The 15,114-nt window shown below is 72.7% G+C and carries 15 protein-coding genes; 6 read left to right on the top strand and 9 right to left on the bottom strand.

The features are described 5' to 3' along the window. Nucleotides 1-40: 40 nt before the first annotated feature. From OHA86_RS25165 to OHA86_RS25155, 3 genes are all read right to left on the bottom strand, one after another. Entirely contained in the window at nucleotides 41-235 is a 195-nt protein-coding gene (locus OHA86_RS25165; protein ID WP_329178718.1) for a DUF397 domain-containing protein, read from the bottom strand. Continuing rightward, nucleotides 232-1,044, bottom strand: a complete 813-nt coding sequence (locus OHA86_RS25160; protein WP_329178716.1) for a helix-turn-helix transcriptional regulator — start codon at nucleotides 1,042-1,044, stop codon at nucleotides 232-234. The genes OHA86_RS25165 and OHA86_RS25160 overlap by 4 nt, the downstream gene beginning before the upstream one ends. 383 nt (nucleotides 1,045-1,427) lie before the next feature. Next, nucleotides 1,428-2,471 carry an aldo/keto reductase gene (locus tag OHA86_RS25155; protein ID WP_329178714.1) on the bottom strand — a complete coding sequence of 348 codons (1,044 nt, stop codon included), beginning with the start codon at nucleotides 2,469-2,471 and terminating at the stop codon, nucleotides 1,428-1,430. 119 nt (nucleotides 2,472-2,590) lie between these two features. On the opposite strand from OHA86_RS25155, the gene OHA86_RS25150 reads away from it, so the two are divergent. Continuing rightward, nucleotides 2,591-3,193 (top strand): TetR/AcrR family transcriptional regulator, encoded by a 603-nt coding sequence (locus tag OHA86_RS25150; protein WP_329178712.1) that lies wholly within the window; start codon nucleotides 2,591-2,593, stop codon nucleotides 3,191-3,193. Nucleotides 3,194-3,425: 232 nt separating this feature from the next. Next, on the top strand, nucleotides 3,426-4,271 hold the full coding sequence (locus tag OHA86_RS25145; protein ID WP_329178711.1) for an SDR family oxidoreductase: 846 nt from the start codon (nucleotides 3,426-3,428) through the stop codon (nucleotides 4,269-4,271). A 24-nt stretch (nucleotides 4,272-4,295) separates the two neighbouring features. Here OHA86_RS25145 and OHA86_RS25140 read toward each other — a convergent pair whose 3' ends face one another. The 4 genes from OHA86_RS25140 to OHA86_RS25125 all read right to left on the bottom strand — a co-directional run bounded on the left by OHA86_RS25140 (nucleotide 4,296) and on the right by OHA86_RS25125 (nucleotide 8,104). Next, complete coding sequence (locus tag OHA86_RS25140; protein ID WP_329178709.1) at nucleotides 4,296-5,021, bottom strand: class F sortase; 726 nt, start codon at nucleotides 5,019-5,021, stop codon at nucleotides 4,296-4,298. A gap of 11 nt (nucleotides 5,022-5,032) precedes the next feature. Beyond that, nucleotides 5,033-5,755: a hypothetical protein gene (locus tag OHA86_RS25135; protein WP_329178707.1), complete on the bottom strand. Its 723-nt coding sequence runs from the start codon at nucleotides 5,753-5,755 to the stop codon at nucleotides 5,033-5,035. Nucleotides 5,756-5,875: 120 nt separating this feature from the next. Beyond that, nucleotides 5,876-6,655 (bottom strand): HAD-IIA family hydrolase, encoded by a 780-nt coding sequence (locus OHA86_RS25130; RefSeq protein ID WP_329178705.1) that lies wholly within the window; start codon nucleotides 6,653-6,655, stop codon nucleotides 5,876-5,878. Between the two features lie 378 nt (nucleotides 6,656-7,033). Next, on the bottom strand, nucleotides 7,034-8,104 hold the full coding sequence (locus OHA86_RS25125; RefSeq protein ID WP_329178704.1) for an ROK family transcriptional regulator: 1,071 nt from the start codon (nucleotides 8,102-8,104) through the stop codon (nucleotides 7,034-7,036). 307 nt (nucleotides 8,105-8,411) lie between these two features. Here OHA86_RS25125 and OHA86_RS25120 point away from each other — a divergent pair, with 307 nt between their 5' ends. Both OHA86_RS25120 and OHA86_RS25115 read left to right on the top strand, forming a co-directional pair. Further along, the gene (locus OHA86_RS25120; protein ID WP_329178703.1) at nucleotides 8,412-9,479 is read left to right on the top strand and encodes a Gfo/Idh/MocA family oxidoreductase; all 1,068 of its coding nucleotides are present in this window, start codon (nucleotides 8,412-8,414) and stop codon (nucleotides 9,477-9,479) included. Beyond that, the gene (locus OHA86_RS25115) at nucleotides 9,476-9,937 is read left to right on the top strand and encodes a heme-degrading domain-containing protein (protein ID WP_329178702.1); all 462 of its coding nucleotides are present in this window, start codon (nucleotides 9,476-9,478) and stop codon (nucleotides 9,935-9,937) included. The genes OHA86_RS25120 and OHA86_RS25115 overlap by 4 nt, the downstream gene beginning before the upstream one ends. Before the next feature lie 271 nt (nucleotides 9,938-10,208). Here the strand turns inward: OHA86_RS25115 and OHA86_RS25110 are convergent, their stop codons facing one another. Continuing rightward, on the bottom strand, nucleotides 10,209-11,060 hold the full coding sequence (locus tag OHA86_RS25110; protein ID WP_329178701.1) for a fumarylacetoacetate hydrolase family protein: 852 nt from the start codon (nucleotides 11,058-11,060) through the stop codon (nucleotides 10,209-10,211). 177 nt (nucleotides 11,061-11,237) lie between these two features. Beyond that, the gene (locus OHA86_RS25105) at nucleotides 11,238-12,548 is read right to left on the bottom strand and encodes a DUF445 domain-containing protein (RefSeq protein ID WP_329178700.1); all 1,311 of its coding nucleotides are present in this window, start codon (nucleotides 12,546-12,548) and stop codon (nucleotides 11,238-11,240) included. 109 nt (nucleotides 12,549-12,657) lie between these two features. Here OHA86_RS25105 and OHA86_RS25100 point away from each other — a divergent pair, with 109 nt between their 5' ends. Further along, on the top strand, nucleotides 12,658-13,857 hold the full coding sequence (locus OHA86_RS25100) for an aminotransferase class V-fold PLP-dependent enzyme (protein ID WP_329178698.1): 1,200 nt from the start codon (nucleotides 12,658-12,660) through the stop codon (nucleotides 13,855-13,857). A 57-nt stretch (nucleotides 13,858-13,914) separates the two neighbouring features. Continuing rightward, on the top strand, nucleotides 13,915-15,066 hold the full coding sequence (locus tag OHA86_RS25095) for a N(5)-(carboxyethyl)ornithine synthase (RefSeq protein ID WP_329178696.1): 1,152 nt from the start codon (nucleotides 13,915-13,917) through the stop codon (nucleotides 15,064-15,066). Nucleotides 15,067-15,114: the final 48 nt, after the last annotated feature.

Raw genomic sequence — 15,114 nt, 5'->3', positions numbered from 1 at the left:
ACCGCGAAGTCACCCGGGTGGGGGCGTGCCCCCGGGGTGATCAGGCCGGGAGCGGCTGCTCCGCGGCGAACGACACGAAACTCGCCCACGCACCGGGTTCAACCGCCAACTGCGGGCCCGACTTGTCCTTGGAGTCCCGCACGTGGACCATCCCGGAGGACGCGGCCACCTCGACGCAGTTGCCGCCCCCGGAACTGCTGTAACTGGACTTGAACCACGCCAGCTCGGTGTTCATAGCTCCTCCGCCAGGTTGCCGATGAAATCCGCGGACTCCTCGGGACCGAGGGCCGCCTGAAGGATCATCGCATAGCGTCGGGTGACGCTACCCACTGTCTCGGCGTCCGCTTTGAGCACACCTGTCGTCTGACCCTCCTCGTAGGACAGGTACTCGTGCTCCGGTGTCTGGAGCAGCACGAACGAGCCGTCCAGGCCCGGGTGCGGACGGCGGCAGAAACGCAGCACCTGCACGGTGACATTGCGCCGCTGCCCAGTCTCCACGAGGTGCAGCAACTGCCGCCGAAGCGCGTCCCCGTCGGTCACCTCGTTGCGGAACGCGGCCTCGCCGATGACGAAGTTGAAGGACTTGGTCACCGCGTCCAGCAGCCCCTGGCGCTCCAGACGTCCACGGGTGCGCTCCTCGATGACCTCGTCCTCCAGCGACGGCCAGTGGGCGGTGAGCAGGGCACGGATGGTCTCCTCCGTCTGAAGAAGCCCGGGAAACTGCTGCCCCTCGTACGAACTGACCACGACGGCCTCGGCCTCGTAGCGGATGAAGTCCCGGGAGAAGGACTCGAACGGTTCGGGCTTGAGGAACGGCACCGCCGCCAGCAGCAGGCCCTGCGCGCCGCACAGGGCGTCGGCGACCTCAAGCAGTCTCAGGCTGGGCCTGCGGCGGCCCAGCTCCATGGACTTGACGGTCTCGTACTCGTAGTTCGACTCCTTGGCGAGCGCGTCGCGCGTCACCCCGGCGCGTTCGCGCCACAACTTGCACTGACTGCCGCAGTACCGCCAGCCGATCGGCGGCTGGGAATTGTCCGACGTCATCAGCGTGGACCGCCCTTCGTGGTGCAGGAGGCTACGGCGATTTCCGTAGCTGGTTCCGGCCACCAACGATAGCCACTCACCTACGCACTGTGAGCGCGAACTAACTGAATACTACGCAACTAGTAGTGAGGTTCTGACTAGTTCCGCTCCGGCGCACCACCTCCGCCCTGTTGCCGTACAGCTACGACCCCACCGGCCCCGGCACGCTGCCGTTCGGCTTCTTCGCCGCGATGGCGGAGACGGAGCGGGAGAGCACCCGCGAATCAACCCGATGCTCCCGGGCGGTCCTCAGCGCCTCCGCGAACCGCGGGCGGACCGTGATCCGGGTGCCGATCTTCTCGCTGAAGATCTTGTCCCTGCTGATGCCGTGCTCGGCGAGCGCGTCAAGCTGCGGGCGGTGCGGGTGGCCAGGCGGCCGCGCGTTCGCCGACAGGGCGGCGGCGCAGGTTCGCGTTCTGGATGGCGGGCGGCAGGTAGTCCTGGTCGAGGGCGCCTACGTCGGTGCCGGGCGGGACGATCCCGTCGATCCGGTCCAGGAGGTCGTCGCCGAGGCGGACATCGAGGCCGGCGAGGAGGTCGTCCAGGTGCGCCATGGTGCGCGCTCCGGCGAGGGCGCTGGTGACGGCGGGGTGGGCGATGGTGAAAGCCATGGCGAGGTGGGTCACGGGCATGCCCGCTTCCTCGGCGAGGGGGATGAACTGTTCGACGACGTCGATGCGGCGCTCGTCGTTGAGGTGCTTGAAGAAGCCCGCGCGGCTCAGGTTGTTCTCCTGGTTCTTGCGCACGCGGCCGGTGAGCATGCCCTGGGCGAGCGGCCCCCAGGCCATGACGCCGATGTTGTAGCGCTGGGCGACGGGCAGGACCTCGCGCTCGATGCCGCGGTTGAGCAGGGAGTAGGGCGGCTGCTCGGTGTGGAAGCGCTCCAGGTTCCGGCGCTCTGCGACCCACTGGGCCTCGACGATGTCGGAGGCCGGGGTGGTGGAGGAGCCGATCGCGCGTACCTTTCCGCTGTGGATCAGGTCCGTGAGCGCGGAGAGGGTCTCCTCGATGTCGGTCGCGGGGTCGAGGCGCTGGATCTGGTAGACGTCGATGTAGTCCGTCTGCAGCCGCCGCAGCGAGTTCTCGACCTCGGTCATGATCCAGCGCCGGGAGGTGCCCCGGTGGTTGGGGTCCTCGCCCATCGGAAGGCCGAACTTGGTGGCCAGCACGACGTCGTCGCGGCGCCCCTTGAGGGCCTGGCCGACGACTTCCTCCGAGTCGCCGTAGGTGTCGGCGGTGTCGAGGAAGTTGATGCCGGCGTCCAGCGCCTTGTGGATGATGCGGGCCGACTCCGCGGGCTCGTTGCCCATGCGGGTGGCGTACATCAAGGTGCCCAGCGCGTAGGGGCTGACCTTGATGCCGGTGCGGCCCAGGGTGCGGTACTCCATGGGGTCCCTCCTGGAGGTGTGTGAAGGGCGCGTCCGCGGGATGCTCTACGCTCCGACTAAACGGAAACCCTTTCCGGAACTATACGGAAAGTTTTTCCGGTTATGCAACCGGAGGGAACATGACTGAGCCGGCAGGGTCGCCCCGCCGCAGGCGCGCGGACGCCCAGCGCAACGTGGACGCCCTGATCGAGGCCGCGAAGACGGTCTTCGACACGACCGGCGTCGACGCGCCCGCGAAGGAGATCACCGACCTCGCCGGGCTCGGCGTCGGAACGCTCTACCGGCACTTCCCCCTGCGATCGGACCTGGTCAAGGCTGTGGTGGAAAGCGGGATCGACGCCCTGGCAGCAGCAGGAGCGCAGCTCAGCACCACCCACGAGCCCGCAGAGGCGCTCTCCCAGTGGCTGCGCCGGTACACCGAGCTCCTGGGAACCAAACGAGGACTGGTCCCGGCCCTCCACTCGGGCGATCCGGCCTACGAGGCGCTGTCCGGCTACTTCATGGACAAGGTCGGCCCTGTCCTCAAGGCACTGCTCACCGCAGCCGCAGCCGACGGAACCGTGCGCGCCGACGTCAGCGCCCGGGACCTGCTGTATGCCGTCGCCAACCTGTGCATGCCCGTACCCGGTGAAGGCCCCGAGTACAACCACCGCATGGTCGCCCTGCTGATCGACGGACTGCGGACCCCGCACCAGGGTGCTTGGTCCGGCTCGCCACGGTGACCCGGTGAGGCGTCGTCTCCTCCCGCTCCACCTCCCCGCCGACCACCGGGTAGATCACCCGCCGCACCGTGCCGGACGGCTCGGACAGCGCCGCCTCCGCGCCCGACCAGGTCTTCCGGCTCCGCCAAGTGGCCGCCCCCGAAGGCGCTCCGGCACCCGGCCACCTAGCGTGGCGCGCGTACGCACGACCCGGAAAGCGGACCGCGCCGACGCGCGGGAAAGGCGTGACGACATGGCTGGACCGATCCTCATCACTGGTGCGGGCAGCGGCTTCGGCAAGGAGGTCGCGCTGCGGCTCGCGGCGGCAGGACACGAGGTGATCGCGGGCGTGGAGATCATCGCCCAGGTCAGCGCGGTCCGCGCCGAGGCGCGGGAGCGGGGGGTCGAACTGCGCGTCGAGAAGCTGGACGTCACCGACCCCGGCGACCGCGAGAACGCCTGGACCTGGGACGTCGAGGTCCTGCTCAACAACGCCGGGGTCTCCGAGGGCGGCGCCACCGCCGACATCCCCGAGGAGCGGCTGCGCCGCCAGTTCGAGGTGAACGTCTTCGGTCCCGTCCTGCTCACGCAGGGCATCGCCCGCCGGATGGCGGCCCGCCGCAGTGGGCACATCGTGTTCATGTCCTCGGTCGCCGGCCTCACGGTCGACCCGTTCACCGGCGCCTACGCCGGGTCCAAGCACGCGGTGGAGGCGTTCGCCGACGCTCTCGACCAGGAACTCGCCGAATTCGGCGTCACGGTGGCGACGATCAACCCCGGCCCCTTCCTCACCGGCTTCAACGACACCATGTTCGAGACGTGGAAGGAATGGCGCGACGATCCCGCCGGCCGCCTCTTCGACTACGCCGAACTCGCCTTCCCCCACGAGCAGTACGACCCCGAACCGGTCTACCGGCAGACCGTCGGGGTGCTCCTCCGCGAGGACCGCCGCTACCGGAGTCTGCTCCCCGCCGAAATGGAGCCGCGGACCCGCGAACAGATCGACGCCCTGTGGGACCGGCAGCTCAACGACGGGCGCCGCCCGGACGCCCTCCAGAAGGCGTACGACCTCACGCCCGGCACGCCGGTCGGATTCTGACCGCCACCCCAAGGCGGCGGAAGGTCACGCCGGGCGGGAACCCGTCAGCGCGGCGACGACGACGACATTGGCCGAATACGTCTGCGCGGCCTTGTCGAAATCCCCGCCGCAGGTGATGAGGCGGAGCTCCGGCCTGCTCCCGGACCCGTAGACGCGCTTCGCGTCGAAGTGGGCCTTCTGCACGACCTCCACCGCCTCGACGGAGAATTCCGCCACCGTCCCGTCGTCCCTGGCGACGTCCACCCGTGCCCCGCGCCGAATCGTACTGAGGCCGTAGAAGACCGCGGCCCGCGTCTCGGTGTCGACGTGGCCGACGACGATCGCGGCTCCGGCCGCGCCGGGCGGCGGGCCGTCGCGGTACCAGCCGGCGACATCGGGGGTGGAGTAGGGCGGCGGGTCCACCGCGCCGTCCTTGAGCCCGCGGCCGACCAGCTTCGCGTGGATGCCGACGGACGGGATGTCGATCCGCAGCGGCACGGCGTCGTGCAGCGGCGCGTGGGGGGCGTACACCCGCGCGGGCCGGTCCACGGCGGCGGCGGAGAGGCCGCGGACGCCGGGGGGTGTGGTGAGCGGGCCATGGCTGCCGGGGCCGCCGAATCCTCCGGGACCGCCGAGGCCGCCGAGGGCGCCCTGGCCGCCCTGGCCGAACAGCCAGGCCGCCAGCAGGATCAGGCCGAGCACGACGGCCGCCCACGTTCTGCGGGGGTCGGTGCCGCCCGGTGCGCCGGCGCCGGTCTCGTCCGCCCCCACCGCCGTGCCGGTCAGCCGCGTGCGGTGTTGCGGCGGCGGATCGCCAGGCCGGCCAGACCGGCCACCGCGACACCCCCGGTGGCGAGCAGCGGGCCGGTGCTGGTGCCGGCCGCCGCGGGTCCCGCGGCGAGCTGGGCGGTACCGCCGCCGCCCGCCGGGACGGGGGCGACCGGGCCGCGCGGGCCGCCGCCCGCCGTCACGGTGACGGTCGCGGACGCGGAGCTGGTGGAGCCGTTGCACTGGACGGAGACGGCGTAGGAGCCGTCCCGCGCGTCGGACTTGATGAAGGCCGTGCCGTCCCATCCGCCGGAGCCGTCACCGGACGGCGCCAGGGTGACCGCGTCGACGAAGACCTCGGCGCTGGCCTTGGCCTTCGCGCCGGACGTGCAGGAGGCCTTGAGGTGCAGGGCGACGGTCCCGCCGGGGGCGACCGTGGCGGGCGAGATGTCCATGCCGGAGGCGGACGCGCCGGACGGGCCCGACTCACCGGACGCGTCGGGGGCGTCGGACGCGCCAGACCCGCCGGACGCGTCGGACGCGTCGGACGCGCCAAAATCGCCGGACTCGCCGGACTCGCCGGCCGCGCCGGACTCACCCGACGAGGACGAGGAGGCGACCGGTCCTCCGCCTCCCTCGTCGGCGAGCGCCCGACTCGGCAGTCCCGTCACCCCGCCGACAGCGAGGACGCCGAGGGCACCTGCCGCGGCGACGACGGGCAGTTTCAGACCAAACATGAGGACCTCCGCTCGGCCGGGGGCGGGGACTCGCGCCCGGTACCTACGAAGATTCCGTCGGCCCGCCCCGCGTGCACGCGCGGTGACCCATCAGGGTGACATCCGTACCACCGACAGTGATCAGATCTCGGTGACCAGATCCGCGATGGACTCGACGACCCGGGACGGCTTGAAGGGGTAGCGCTCGATGTCGGGCACGGCGGTCAGGCCGGTGAGCACCAGAAAGGTGGTCATGCCGGACTCCAGCCCGGCCAGCACATCGGTGTCCATCCGGTCGCCGATCATCGCGCTGGTCTCGGAGTGCGCGCCGATCGCGTTCAGCCCGGCCCGCATCATCAGCGGGTTGGGCTTGCCGACGAAGTACGGCTCCTGCCCGGTGGCCTTGGTGATCAGCGCGGCGACCGAGCCGGTCGCGGGCAGTACGCCCTCGGGCGAGGGGCCGGTCTCGTCCGGGTTGGTGGCGATGAAGCGGGCGCCGCCGCGGATCAGCCGGATGGCCTTGGTGAGCGCCTCGAAGCTGTACGTACGGGTCTCGCCGAGGACGACGTAGTCGGGGTCCTGGTCGGTGAGGATGTAGCCGACGTCGTGCAGGGCGGTGGTCAGGCCCGCCTCGCCGATGACGTAGGCGGTGCCGCCGGGCCGCTGGTCGTCCAGGAACTTCGCGGTGGCCAGCGCCGACGTCCAGATGTTCGCGACGGGCACGTCCAGGCCCATCCGGGACAGCCGGGCGTGCAGGTCGCGCGGGGTGTAGATGGAGTTGTTGGTGAGCACCAGGAAGGGCTTGCCCGACTGCTTGAGGCCCTTGATGAAGGCGTCGGCGCCGGGGATCGGCGTGCCCTCGTGGATCAGCACCCCGTCCATGTCGGTCAGCCACGAGTCGATGGGCCTGCGGGTCGACACCGGTCGGTCTCCTGTCGCTGTGCTTGTCGCTTGCGCCTGTCGTCGTACGTGTCGCTTGTGCCCGTCGCCGTACGCCGTACGCGGTACGGATCGCACCGCGGCCGGGTCGCGCGGCACCCGGTGCCCCAGCGTAACCGGGGCGCGTGCGGGCCGCGCCGGGCGTCTCGCGTGCTGGTCGCGGGGGGTGCCGGCGCGGGGCCACCGGAGCCGCGGGGACCGCCGGCCGGGTGTCAGCGCAGGGCGCCTGCCGGCGAGGCGGAGCCAGCGCAGCCGCCGGAACCACAGGAACCGCGGGCGGCGGGCGTCAGCCCAGGGCCGCGCGGGCGAAGAGCGGGGACAGTGCCGCCGCCGGAACCACTGGAACCGCGGGGCCGGGCGTCAGCGCAGGGCCGCGCGGGCGAAGAGCGGGGACAGCGCCAGCAGGGCGGCGCCCTCGGCGACCGCGCGCGGGCCGGCCGCGGCGAAGCCGACCGGCACCGGGCCGACGGCGGCGCGGACCCCGGCGCGGAAGACGGCGGGGTCGGCCAGGACCGTACGGCCGCCGAGCACGATCCGCTCCACGTCGAGCAGCGCCACCAGATTCGCGGCGCCCACGCCGAGCAGCCGGGCCGCGCCCTCGGTGTCCGCGCGGGCGACCGCGGCCAGGCACAGCGCCTCCAGGCAGCCGCGCTTGCCGCACTTGCAGGGCGGCCCGTCGAGCTGCACCACCTGGTGGCCGAACTCGCCCGCCCCGGCCCGCCCGCCGCGGTGCAGCCCGCCGTCGAGCACGAGCGCGGCGCCCAGGCCCGTACCGAGGTGCAGGTACCCGAACGACCCGGCGCCCGGGGCGGGTTGCGGTTCGGCCAGGACGGACAGGGCCGCCGTGTTGGTGTTCTTGTCGACCGCCACCGGCAGGCCGAGCCCGCGGGCCAGTTCCGTACGCAGCGGGCAGCCCGACCAGTGCGGGAAGCCGGTGACCTCGTGCAGGGTGCCGGTGCGGTGGTCCAGCGGGCCGCGGATGCCGACGCCCACGCCGAGCACCGGGGCCGGGGCCAGGCCCACCGCCGTACGCAGCTCGCGGACCATCGCGGCCAGGCCCGCGGGCACGGGCAGCGCGAGGTCGAGCGGCGCGGTGTGCTCGGCGACCGTACGCCCGGCGAGGTCGGCCACGACGGCGGTCAGCGTCTCGCCGTCGAGGTGCGCCCCGACCGCGCACCTCGCCCCGGCCGCGAGCCGCAGCTCGGTGAGCGGCTTCCCCCCGGTCGAGGCCCGCCGCCCGGCGTCCTCGGCCAGTCCGTCCGCCCGCAGCCGCGCGGTGATCTTGCTGACCGCCTGCGGGGTGAGCCCGGTCCGCTCGGCCAGTTCGAGCCGGCTGATCCCCCCGCTCCCGGGCGCCATGGCGGCGCCCCGCAGCAGCCCGAGGACGAGCGCGGCATTGTGACTCCGGAGGGCGGGCAGGTTGGCCCCCAATCCCTGCCCGGGACCCTGTGCGGGGGCGGGCGCCGGTCCGGACGCGGGGCTCGGGCGCGGGCCGGGCGGCGGCCCGGGTGCTGGGCCGGAGGGCAGGCTTGGACCCGGTGCGGCGCCGGCGTGCGGGCGGGAGGTCCCAGGCGCAGGGCCGGGAGCGCCGAATGCCCGCTCCGGCGCGGCGCCGGGACGGGGGGCGGGCGTCGGCTCCGGAGTGGGACCGGGGATCGGGCCGGAGGGCTTGGACGGGGTCACTTCGCCATTGTCCCGCGTGCTTGCACTTTGGCAACACTGTTGCCAAAGTAGGGCCATGAGCGTTCCCGGCACCGCCCCCCTTCGCGTCGCCCTGGTCGGCTACGGCCCGGCCGGCTCCTTCTTCCACGCCCCGCTGATCGCCGCGACCCCGGGCCTCGCCCTGGACACCATCGTCACCGGCAACAGCGACCGCCGCGCCCAGGCGCTCTCCGAGCACCCGGGAGTGGCCTTCGCCGACACCGCCGACGAGCTGTGGGCGCGGGCCGGCGAACTCGACCTGGTCGTCCTCGCCTCCCCCAACCGCACGCACGTGCCGCTGGCGACCGCCGCGCTCCAGGCCGGGCTGCCGGTCGTCGTCGACAAGCCGCTGGCCGCCACCGCCGCCGAGGCACGCGAGCTGGCCGCGCTCGCCGAACAGCGGGACCTGCTGCTCAGCGTCTTCCAGAACCGCCGCTGGGACAGCGACTTCCGCACCCTGCGCGCCCTGCTGGAGCGCCGCGAACTGGGCGAGGTCCACCGCTTCGAGTCCCGTTTCGAGCGGTGGCGCCCGCAGCCCAAGGGCGGCTGGCGCGAGTCCGGCGACCCGGCCGAGATCGGCGGGCTGCGCTACGACCTCGGCAGCCACCTGGTCGACCAGGCCCTGACGCTCTTCGGCCCGGCGCGGCTGGTCTACGCCGAGTCCGACGTCCGCAGGCCGGGCGCCGCCGCGGACGACGACGACTTCATCGCGCTCACGCACGTCAGCGGGGTCCGCTCGCATCTGTGGATGAGCGCCACCACGGCCCGGCTCGGGCCGCGCTTCCGGGTACTCGGCAGCACCGGCGGCTACGTCACCTACGGCCTCGACCCGCAGGAGGCCGCCCTCCGCGAAGGCCTGCGGCCCGGCGAGGGTGCCGCGTGGGGCGCGGAGCCGGAGTCCGCGTGGGGTACGGCGGGCACGGACGAGAACGTACGGCCGGTCCCCTCGCTGCCCGGGGACTACCCCGCCTTCTACGCGGCCGTCGGGACCGCCCTGCGCGAGGGGACGCCCCCGCCGGTCACCGCGCTTGAGGCGGCGGCCGCGATCGAGGTCATCGAGGCCGCCGGGGAGTCCGCGCGTACCGGTCAGGCGGTGGCTCTGTGAGCACCGGCCTGGCGGCCGAGCTGGCCGAACAGGAAGCGGCGCTGGTCCTGCCCCGCTTCACCAATGACGATGCCTGGCGGCTGGGGTGCCTGCTGGTCGACCTCGCCCGCGAGCGGAGTGCCGCGGTCACGGTGGACATCCGCCGGGGTGGGCAGCAGCTCTTCCACTGCGCCCTGGAGGGCACGTCCCCTGACAATGACGCGTGGCTGGAGCGGAAGGGGCGGGTCGTACTGCGGTACGGCACATCGTCGCTCGCGGTCGGCGAGCGGTTCCGTGCCAAGGGCACGACGTTCGAGGAGGCGTCCTTCCTCGACCCCGCGCTCTACGCCGCGCACGGCGGGGCGTTTCCGCTCCGCGTCGCGGGGGTCGGCGTGGTCGGAGTCGTGGCCGTCTCCGGCCTCCCCCAGACCGAGGACCACGCCCTGGTCGTGACGGCGCTGACCCGGTTCCTCTCCTGACGGAGAGCCCCGCGCCCCTGCGGTGCCCCGCCCCCTGCCGCAGAGGACAGGCGAGCTTCTCAAGGGCGCGGGGAACCGCGTGACAAGCCACCACGGCGGGAAAGAAGCAACGCCACCGCAAGCGGCAACCCCCGGGGGGCGCGGGGAACCGCGCGACAAGCCACGACGAACCGTCGTGTGGAAACGGACCGCACCACCCCTGGGGCGGGGGGAACCGCGCGCCCACCCCGGACGGCGCGGCCGGCAAGCACGCCACCGCAAGCGGCAACCCCTACGCCGACGCGAAGACCTGGCGCTGGCGGCCCAGCCCGTCGATGGCCAGCTCGACCACATCCCCGGGGGAGAGATACGGCTTGGGCTCGGGCTGCCCGAGAGCCACCCCGGCAGGGGTCCCCGTGTTGATCACGTCCCCGGGATACAGCGTCATGAAGTGGCTGAGGTAGCGGACCACCTCAGCGACCGGGAAGATCTGGTCGCGGCTGGACCCGTCCTGCCGCAACTCACCGTTGACCCACAGCCGCAGGCTCAGCGCCTGCGGGTCGGGGACCTCGTCCGCGGTGACGAGCCACGGCCCGAGCGGGTTGAAGGTCTCGCAGTTCTTGCCCTTGTCCCACTGCCCGCCGCGCTCGATCTGGTACTCCCGCTCGGAGACGTCGTGCGCGACGGCGTAACCCGCGACCGCCGCGAGCGCCTCCTCGTGCGTGGCCGCGTACCGCAGCTCGCGGCCGATGACGACGGCGAGTTCGACCTCCCAGTCGGTCTTCCGGCTGCCGCGCGGCACCAGCACCGTGTCGGTGGGGCCGACCACCGTGTCGGGGGCCTTCATGAACACGACCGGCTCGCCGGGCGCCTCCGCGCCGGTCTCGGCCGCGTGGTCGTGGTAGTTGAGCCCGATGCAGACGATCTTGCCGATCCGGGTGAGCGGCGGCCCGACCCGCAGCCCGGCGTCGAGCGCCGGCAGGGAGCCGGTGTCGGCGGCGGCGATCCGCGCCATGGCGCCCTCGTCGGCGAGGAGTGCCCCGTCGATGTCGGCGACGAGCCCGCTCAGGTCCCGTACGACGCCGTCCTGGTCGAGCAGGGCGGGGCGCTCCGCCCCGGCGGGGCCGACTCGCAGCAGTTTCACGGTGGTACTCCGTACGTCAGTGATCCGCGGCGGACGGACCACGGATGTCATCGGATGTCTGTCCGATCCTCCAATCGCCGCCCCGCCGCGCGCAAGCCCTGTTCACCACGTGGACGCGGCATTTCCGAAGCCCCCGGGCAACGGATGCGCGCCCCAGAGGTCGGAGCGGCGCCCCGGTCAGCCGCCCGCGATCCGCGACAGCGTGAAGATCAGCAGGCCGACCAGCGCGCCGACGACCGTGCCGTTGATCCGGATGAACTGCAGGTCACGGCCGACGTGCGCCTCGATCTTCCGCGAGGTCTGCTCGGCGTCCCAGCCGGCCACCGTCTCGCTGATCAGCGAGGTGATCTGGTCGCGGTAGGTGGTGACCAGATACGTGGCCGCGTCCTCCAGCCAGCTGTCGACCTTCGCCTGGAGGCGGGTGTCGGTGGCCATCCGCCCGCCCAGGGCGAGCAGCGACGACCGGGTGCGCAGCCGCAGTTCGCTGCGCTCGTCCTCGGCGGCGGCCACCATCATCGCCCGTACCGAACCCCACACCGAGGCGATCAGCTCCTGCACCTCGGGGCGGGCCAGCAGGTCGTTCTTGAGGCGTTCGACGCGCTGCCGGGTGTCGGGGTCGGACTGCAACTCGGCGGCGAAGTCGCCGAGGAAGCGGTCGACGGCGTCGCGCGCCGGGTGCTCGGGCGAGTCCCGCATCTCGGTGACGAAGCGCAGCAGCTCCTTGTAGACCCGCTCGCCGACCTTGCGGTCCACGAACCGCGGGGTCCAGCCGGGCGCGCCGCCCTGGACGGCGTCCATCACCGAGCTGCCGTGCTCGACCAGCCAGTCGTGGGCGCGTACGCACACCAGGTCCACCAGCCGGCGGTGCCCGCCGTCGGCGACGATCCGCTCCAGCAGCTTGCCGAGCCCGGGGGCGACCTCCTGGGACGCGGCCCGCCGGGTGATCGCCTCGCTGACGACGGCCTGCACATCGGAGTCGCGCAGCACGGTCAGCAGTCCGCGCAGCGCGGCGGCGGCCTGCTCGGTCACCCGGTCGGCGTTGGCGGGCTCGGCCACCCAGCCGCCCAGCCGCGAGCCGATGCCGACCGCGCGCAGCCGGGTGCGTACCACCTCGGCGGACAGGAAGTTCTCCCCCACGAAGTCGCCGAGGCTGGCGCCCAGCGCGTCCTTCTTGGTCGGGATGATCGCGGTGTGCGGGATGGGCAGGCCCAGCGGGCGGCGGAAGAGCGCGGTCACCGCGAACCAGTCCGCCATCGCGCCGACCATGCCCGCCTCCGCGGCAGCCGCCACGTAGGCCGCCCACGCGCCGTCGCCCCGCGAGTCCGCCCACTTGGCCAGCGCGTAGACCACCGTGGCGACAGCCAGGAAGCCGGTCGCGATCAGCTTCATCCGGCGCACCCCGCGGCGCCGCTCGGCGTCGGGGTCCACCACCCCGGCCGCCGGCCCGCCCGTAGGCCCCGCGTCCGTGCTCACCTGCTTCACCCGCATGTCCACCTGCGTATTGTTGCCCTCGTTGCCAGACTTGGAACGTACGGCGGGCTCCCGGTGTCCCCCGGTGGCGCCGATTCCCTTTCCCGCGGGCAGGAGCGGCACCGGCATGACAGCGCGGCACACGGCGGATACGGCAGGCACGGCGGGCACGGCGGGCGGCGACACCGGCGGGCTGCCCGCCTACGCCGAGCGGTTCGAGGCGCCGGAAGGCTATCTGGACTTCGCCCGCTACGGCCCTCCGTCGCACGACGTGCTGGCGGCCACCGCCGACGCGCTGGGCCGCTCGGCGCGCGCCGACCACACCACCGTCAACGACCTGATGCGCGCCGATCTGCGCGCCCGGCAGTCCGCGGGCCGGCTGGCGGGCACCGACGCCGAGCACACCGTGCTGCTGCCCAACGCCTCCACCGGCCTCTTCCAGGCCGCCTTCGGCATCCCGTCCGGCACCGTCCTCGTACCGGTCGCGGACTTCCCCGCCAACCACTACCCCTGGCGCCGGGCCGCCGCCGCGGGCCTGGCCGTGCCGCGCTGGCTGCCGGGCGACGCGCACGGCTGGACCACGGCCGACACCGTACGGGCGGCGCTCACCGACGACGTCGTGGCCGTCTCGCTCAGCGCCGTCGACTTCCGCACCGGCTACCGCGCCGACCTGGCCGCCGTACGCGACGTCATCGGCCCTGACCGGCTGCTCGTGGTCGACGCCATCCAGGGCTTCGGCATCGCCGACCTGCCCTGGCAGGCCGCCGACGTCGTCGTCACCGGCGGCCAGAAATGGCTGCGGGCCAGCTGGTCGACCGGCTTCGCCGCCCTGTCCGACCGGGCGCTGGAACGCCTCGCGCCCACCCTGACCGGCTGGACCGGTGTGGACGAGGTCGCCCTCTTCGACGACCGGGAGCACCCGCCGGCCGCCGGCGCGGGGCGGCTGAGCATCACCAACCTCAGCCCGGTCAACGCGGCGGCCTTCGCCGCGGCCCTGGCCATCGTGGAGGAGACCGGCGTGGCCGCGATCGAGGCCGGGATCCGGGTCCTGGTGGACCACCTCATCGACGCCGTACGCGAGGGCGGCGGCGAGATCCTGTCCGCGACCGCGCCGGAGAGCAGGGCCGGCATCGTCTCCTTCCGGCTGCCGGGCACCGCCGCCGCGGCCGTCGCCGAGGCGCTGCACGCCCACGGGGTGACCCCCACGGTCCGCCCCGACTCCGTCCGGCTCTCCCCGCACGCCTCCACCCCGCTCGCCGCGGTGGACCGGGTCCGCGCCGCCCTGGCCTCGTTGCGCCGACCTGCCACGGCCTCTGCGGTGTGCTAAACAAGGAGTAACCAAAGGGGCATTTTGCAGCAGCTCAAGCAGCTCAAGCTCGGAATCATGTCGCAGACGCGCAAGGAGAACGAGCACCGTCTGCCGGTCCACCCCGCGCATTTCGACCGTATCGACGAGGATCTGCGCCGGAACATCTTCCTCCAGACCGGTTATGGGGAACATTTCGGCGTCCAGGACAGCCTGCTGGAACCACTGGTCGGCGGTTTCCGCTCCCGCGCCGATCTCATCGCGGAATGCGATGTCATCCTGCTCGCCAAACCGCTGCACGAGGACCTCGCGGAACTGCGCGAGGGACAGGTGCTGTGGGGCTGGCCGCACTGCGTGCAGGACGAGAAGGTCACGCAGGCCGCGATCGACCGCCGGCTGACCCTGATCGCCTTCGAGGCGATGAACCACTGGGGCCGGGGCGGCACCTTCAACCTGCACGTCTTCCACAAGAACAACGAACTCGCGGGTTATTCGTCGGTGCTGCACGCAATGCAGCTGACCGGTTCCACCGGCGACTACGGGCGGCGGCTGCGCGCGGCCGTGATCGGCTTCGGCGCGACCGCCCGCGGCGCGGTGACCGCGCTCAGCGCGCTGGGCGTGCACGATGTGGACGTACTGACCGCCCGCGGGGTGACCGCGGTGAGTTCGCCGATCCACTCGGCCCGCATCGTCCACTTCGACCACGACGAGGCCGACGACACCCTCGACCCGCGGCGCAGCGTCGCCCTCACCGAGGACGGGCCCGTACCGCTGTCCGGATTCCTCGCCGATCACGACATCATCGTCAACTGCGTGCTCCAGGACACCGACGCGCCGCTGATGTTCCTGATAAACGACGACCTCCCGGTACTCACGCCCGGCACGTTGATCATCGATGTCTCGTGCGACGAGGGCATGGGCTTCGAATGGGCCAGGCCGACGACTTTCACCGACCCGATGTTCACCGTCGGCGACAATGTGCACTACTACGGCGTCGACCACAGCCCCTCCTATCTGTGGAATTCCGCCACCTGGGAGAACAGCGAGGCGCTGATCCCGTATCTGCGGCCGGTACTCGAAGGCCCGGCCGGCTGGGACGGCGACGAGACCGTACGGCGGGCGATCGAAATCCGCGGCGGCACCGTACAGAATCCGAAAGTGCTCGCCTTCCAGCACCGCGAGGCGCAATACCCGCATCCCCATGTGACAGGCCCGCAGACGGCGGCTTGACCCTGACGTGCGGGTCAGGGGTTAGCTTCACCGGGCCGTAGCGGCGGC

Origin of the sequence: Streptomyces sp. NBC_01477 (assembly GCF_036227245.1) — a bacterium.
Taxonomy (GTDB): Bacteria; Actinomycetota; Actinomycetes; order Streptomycetales; family Streptomycetaceae; genus Actinacidiphila.
Note: the sequence above shows the minus strand (reverse complement) of the source record. Positions and strands in the feature narration are given on the sequence as shown.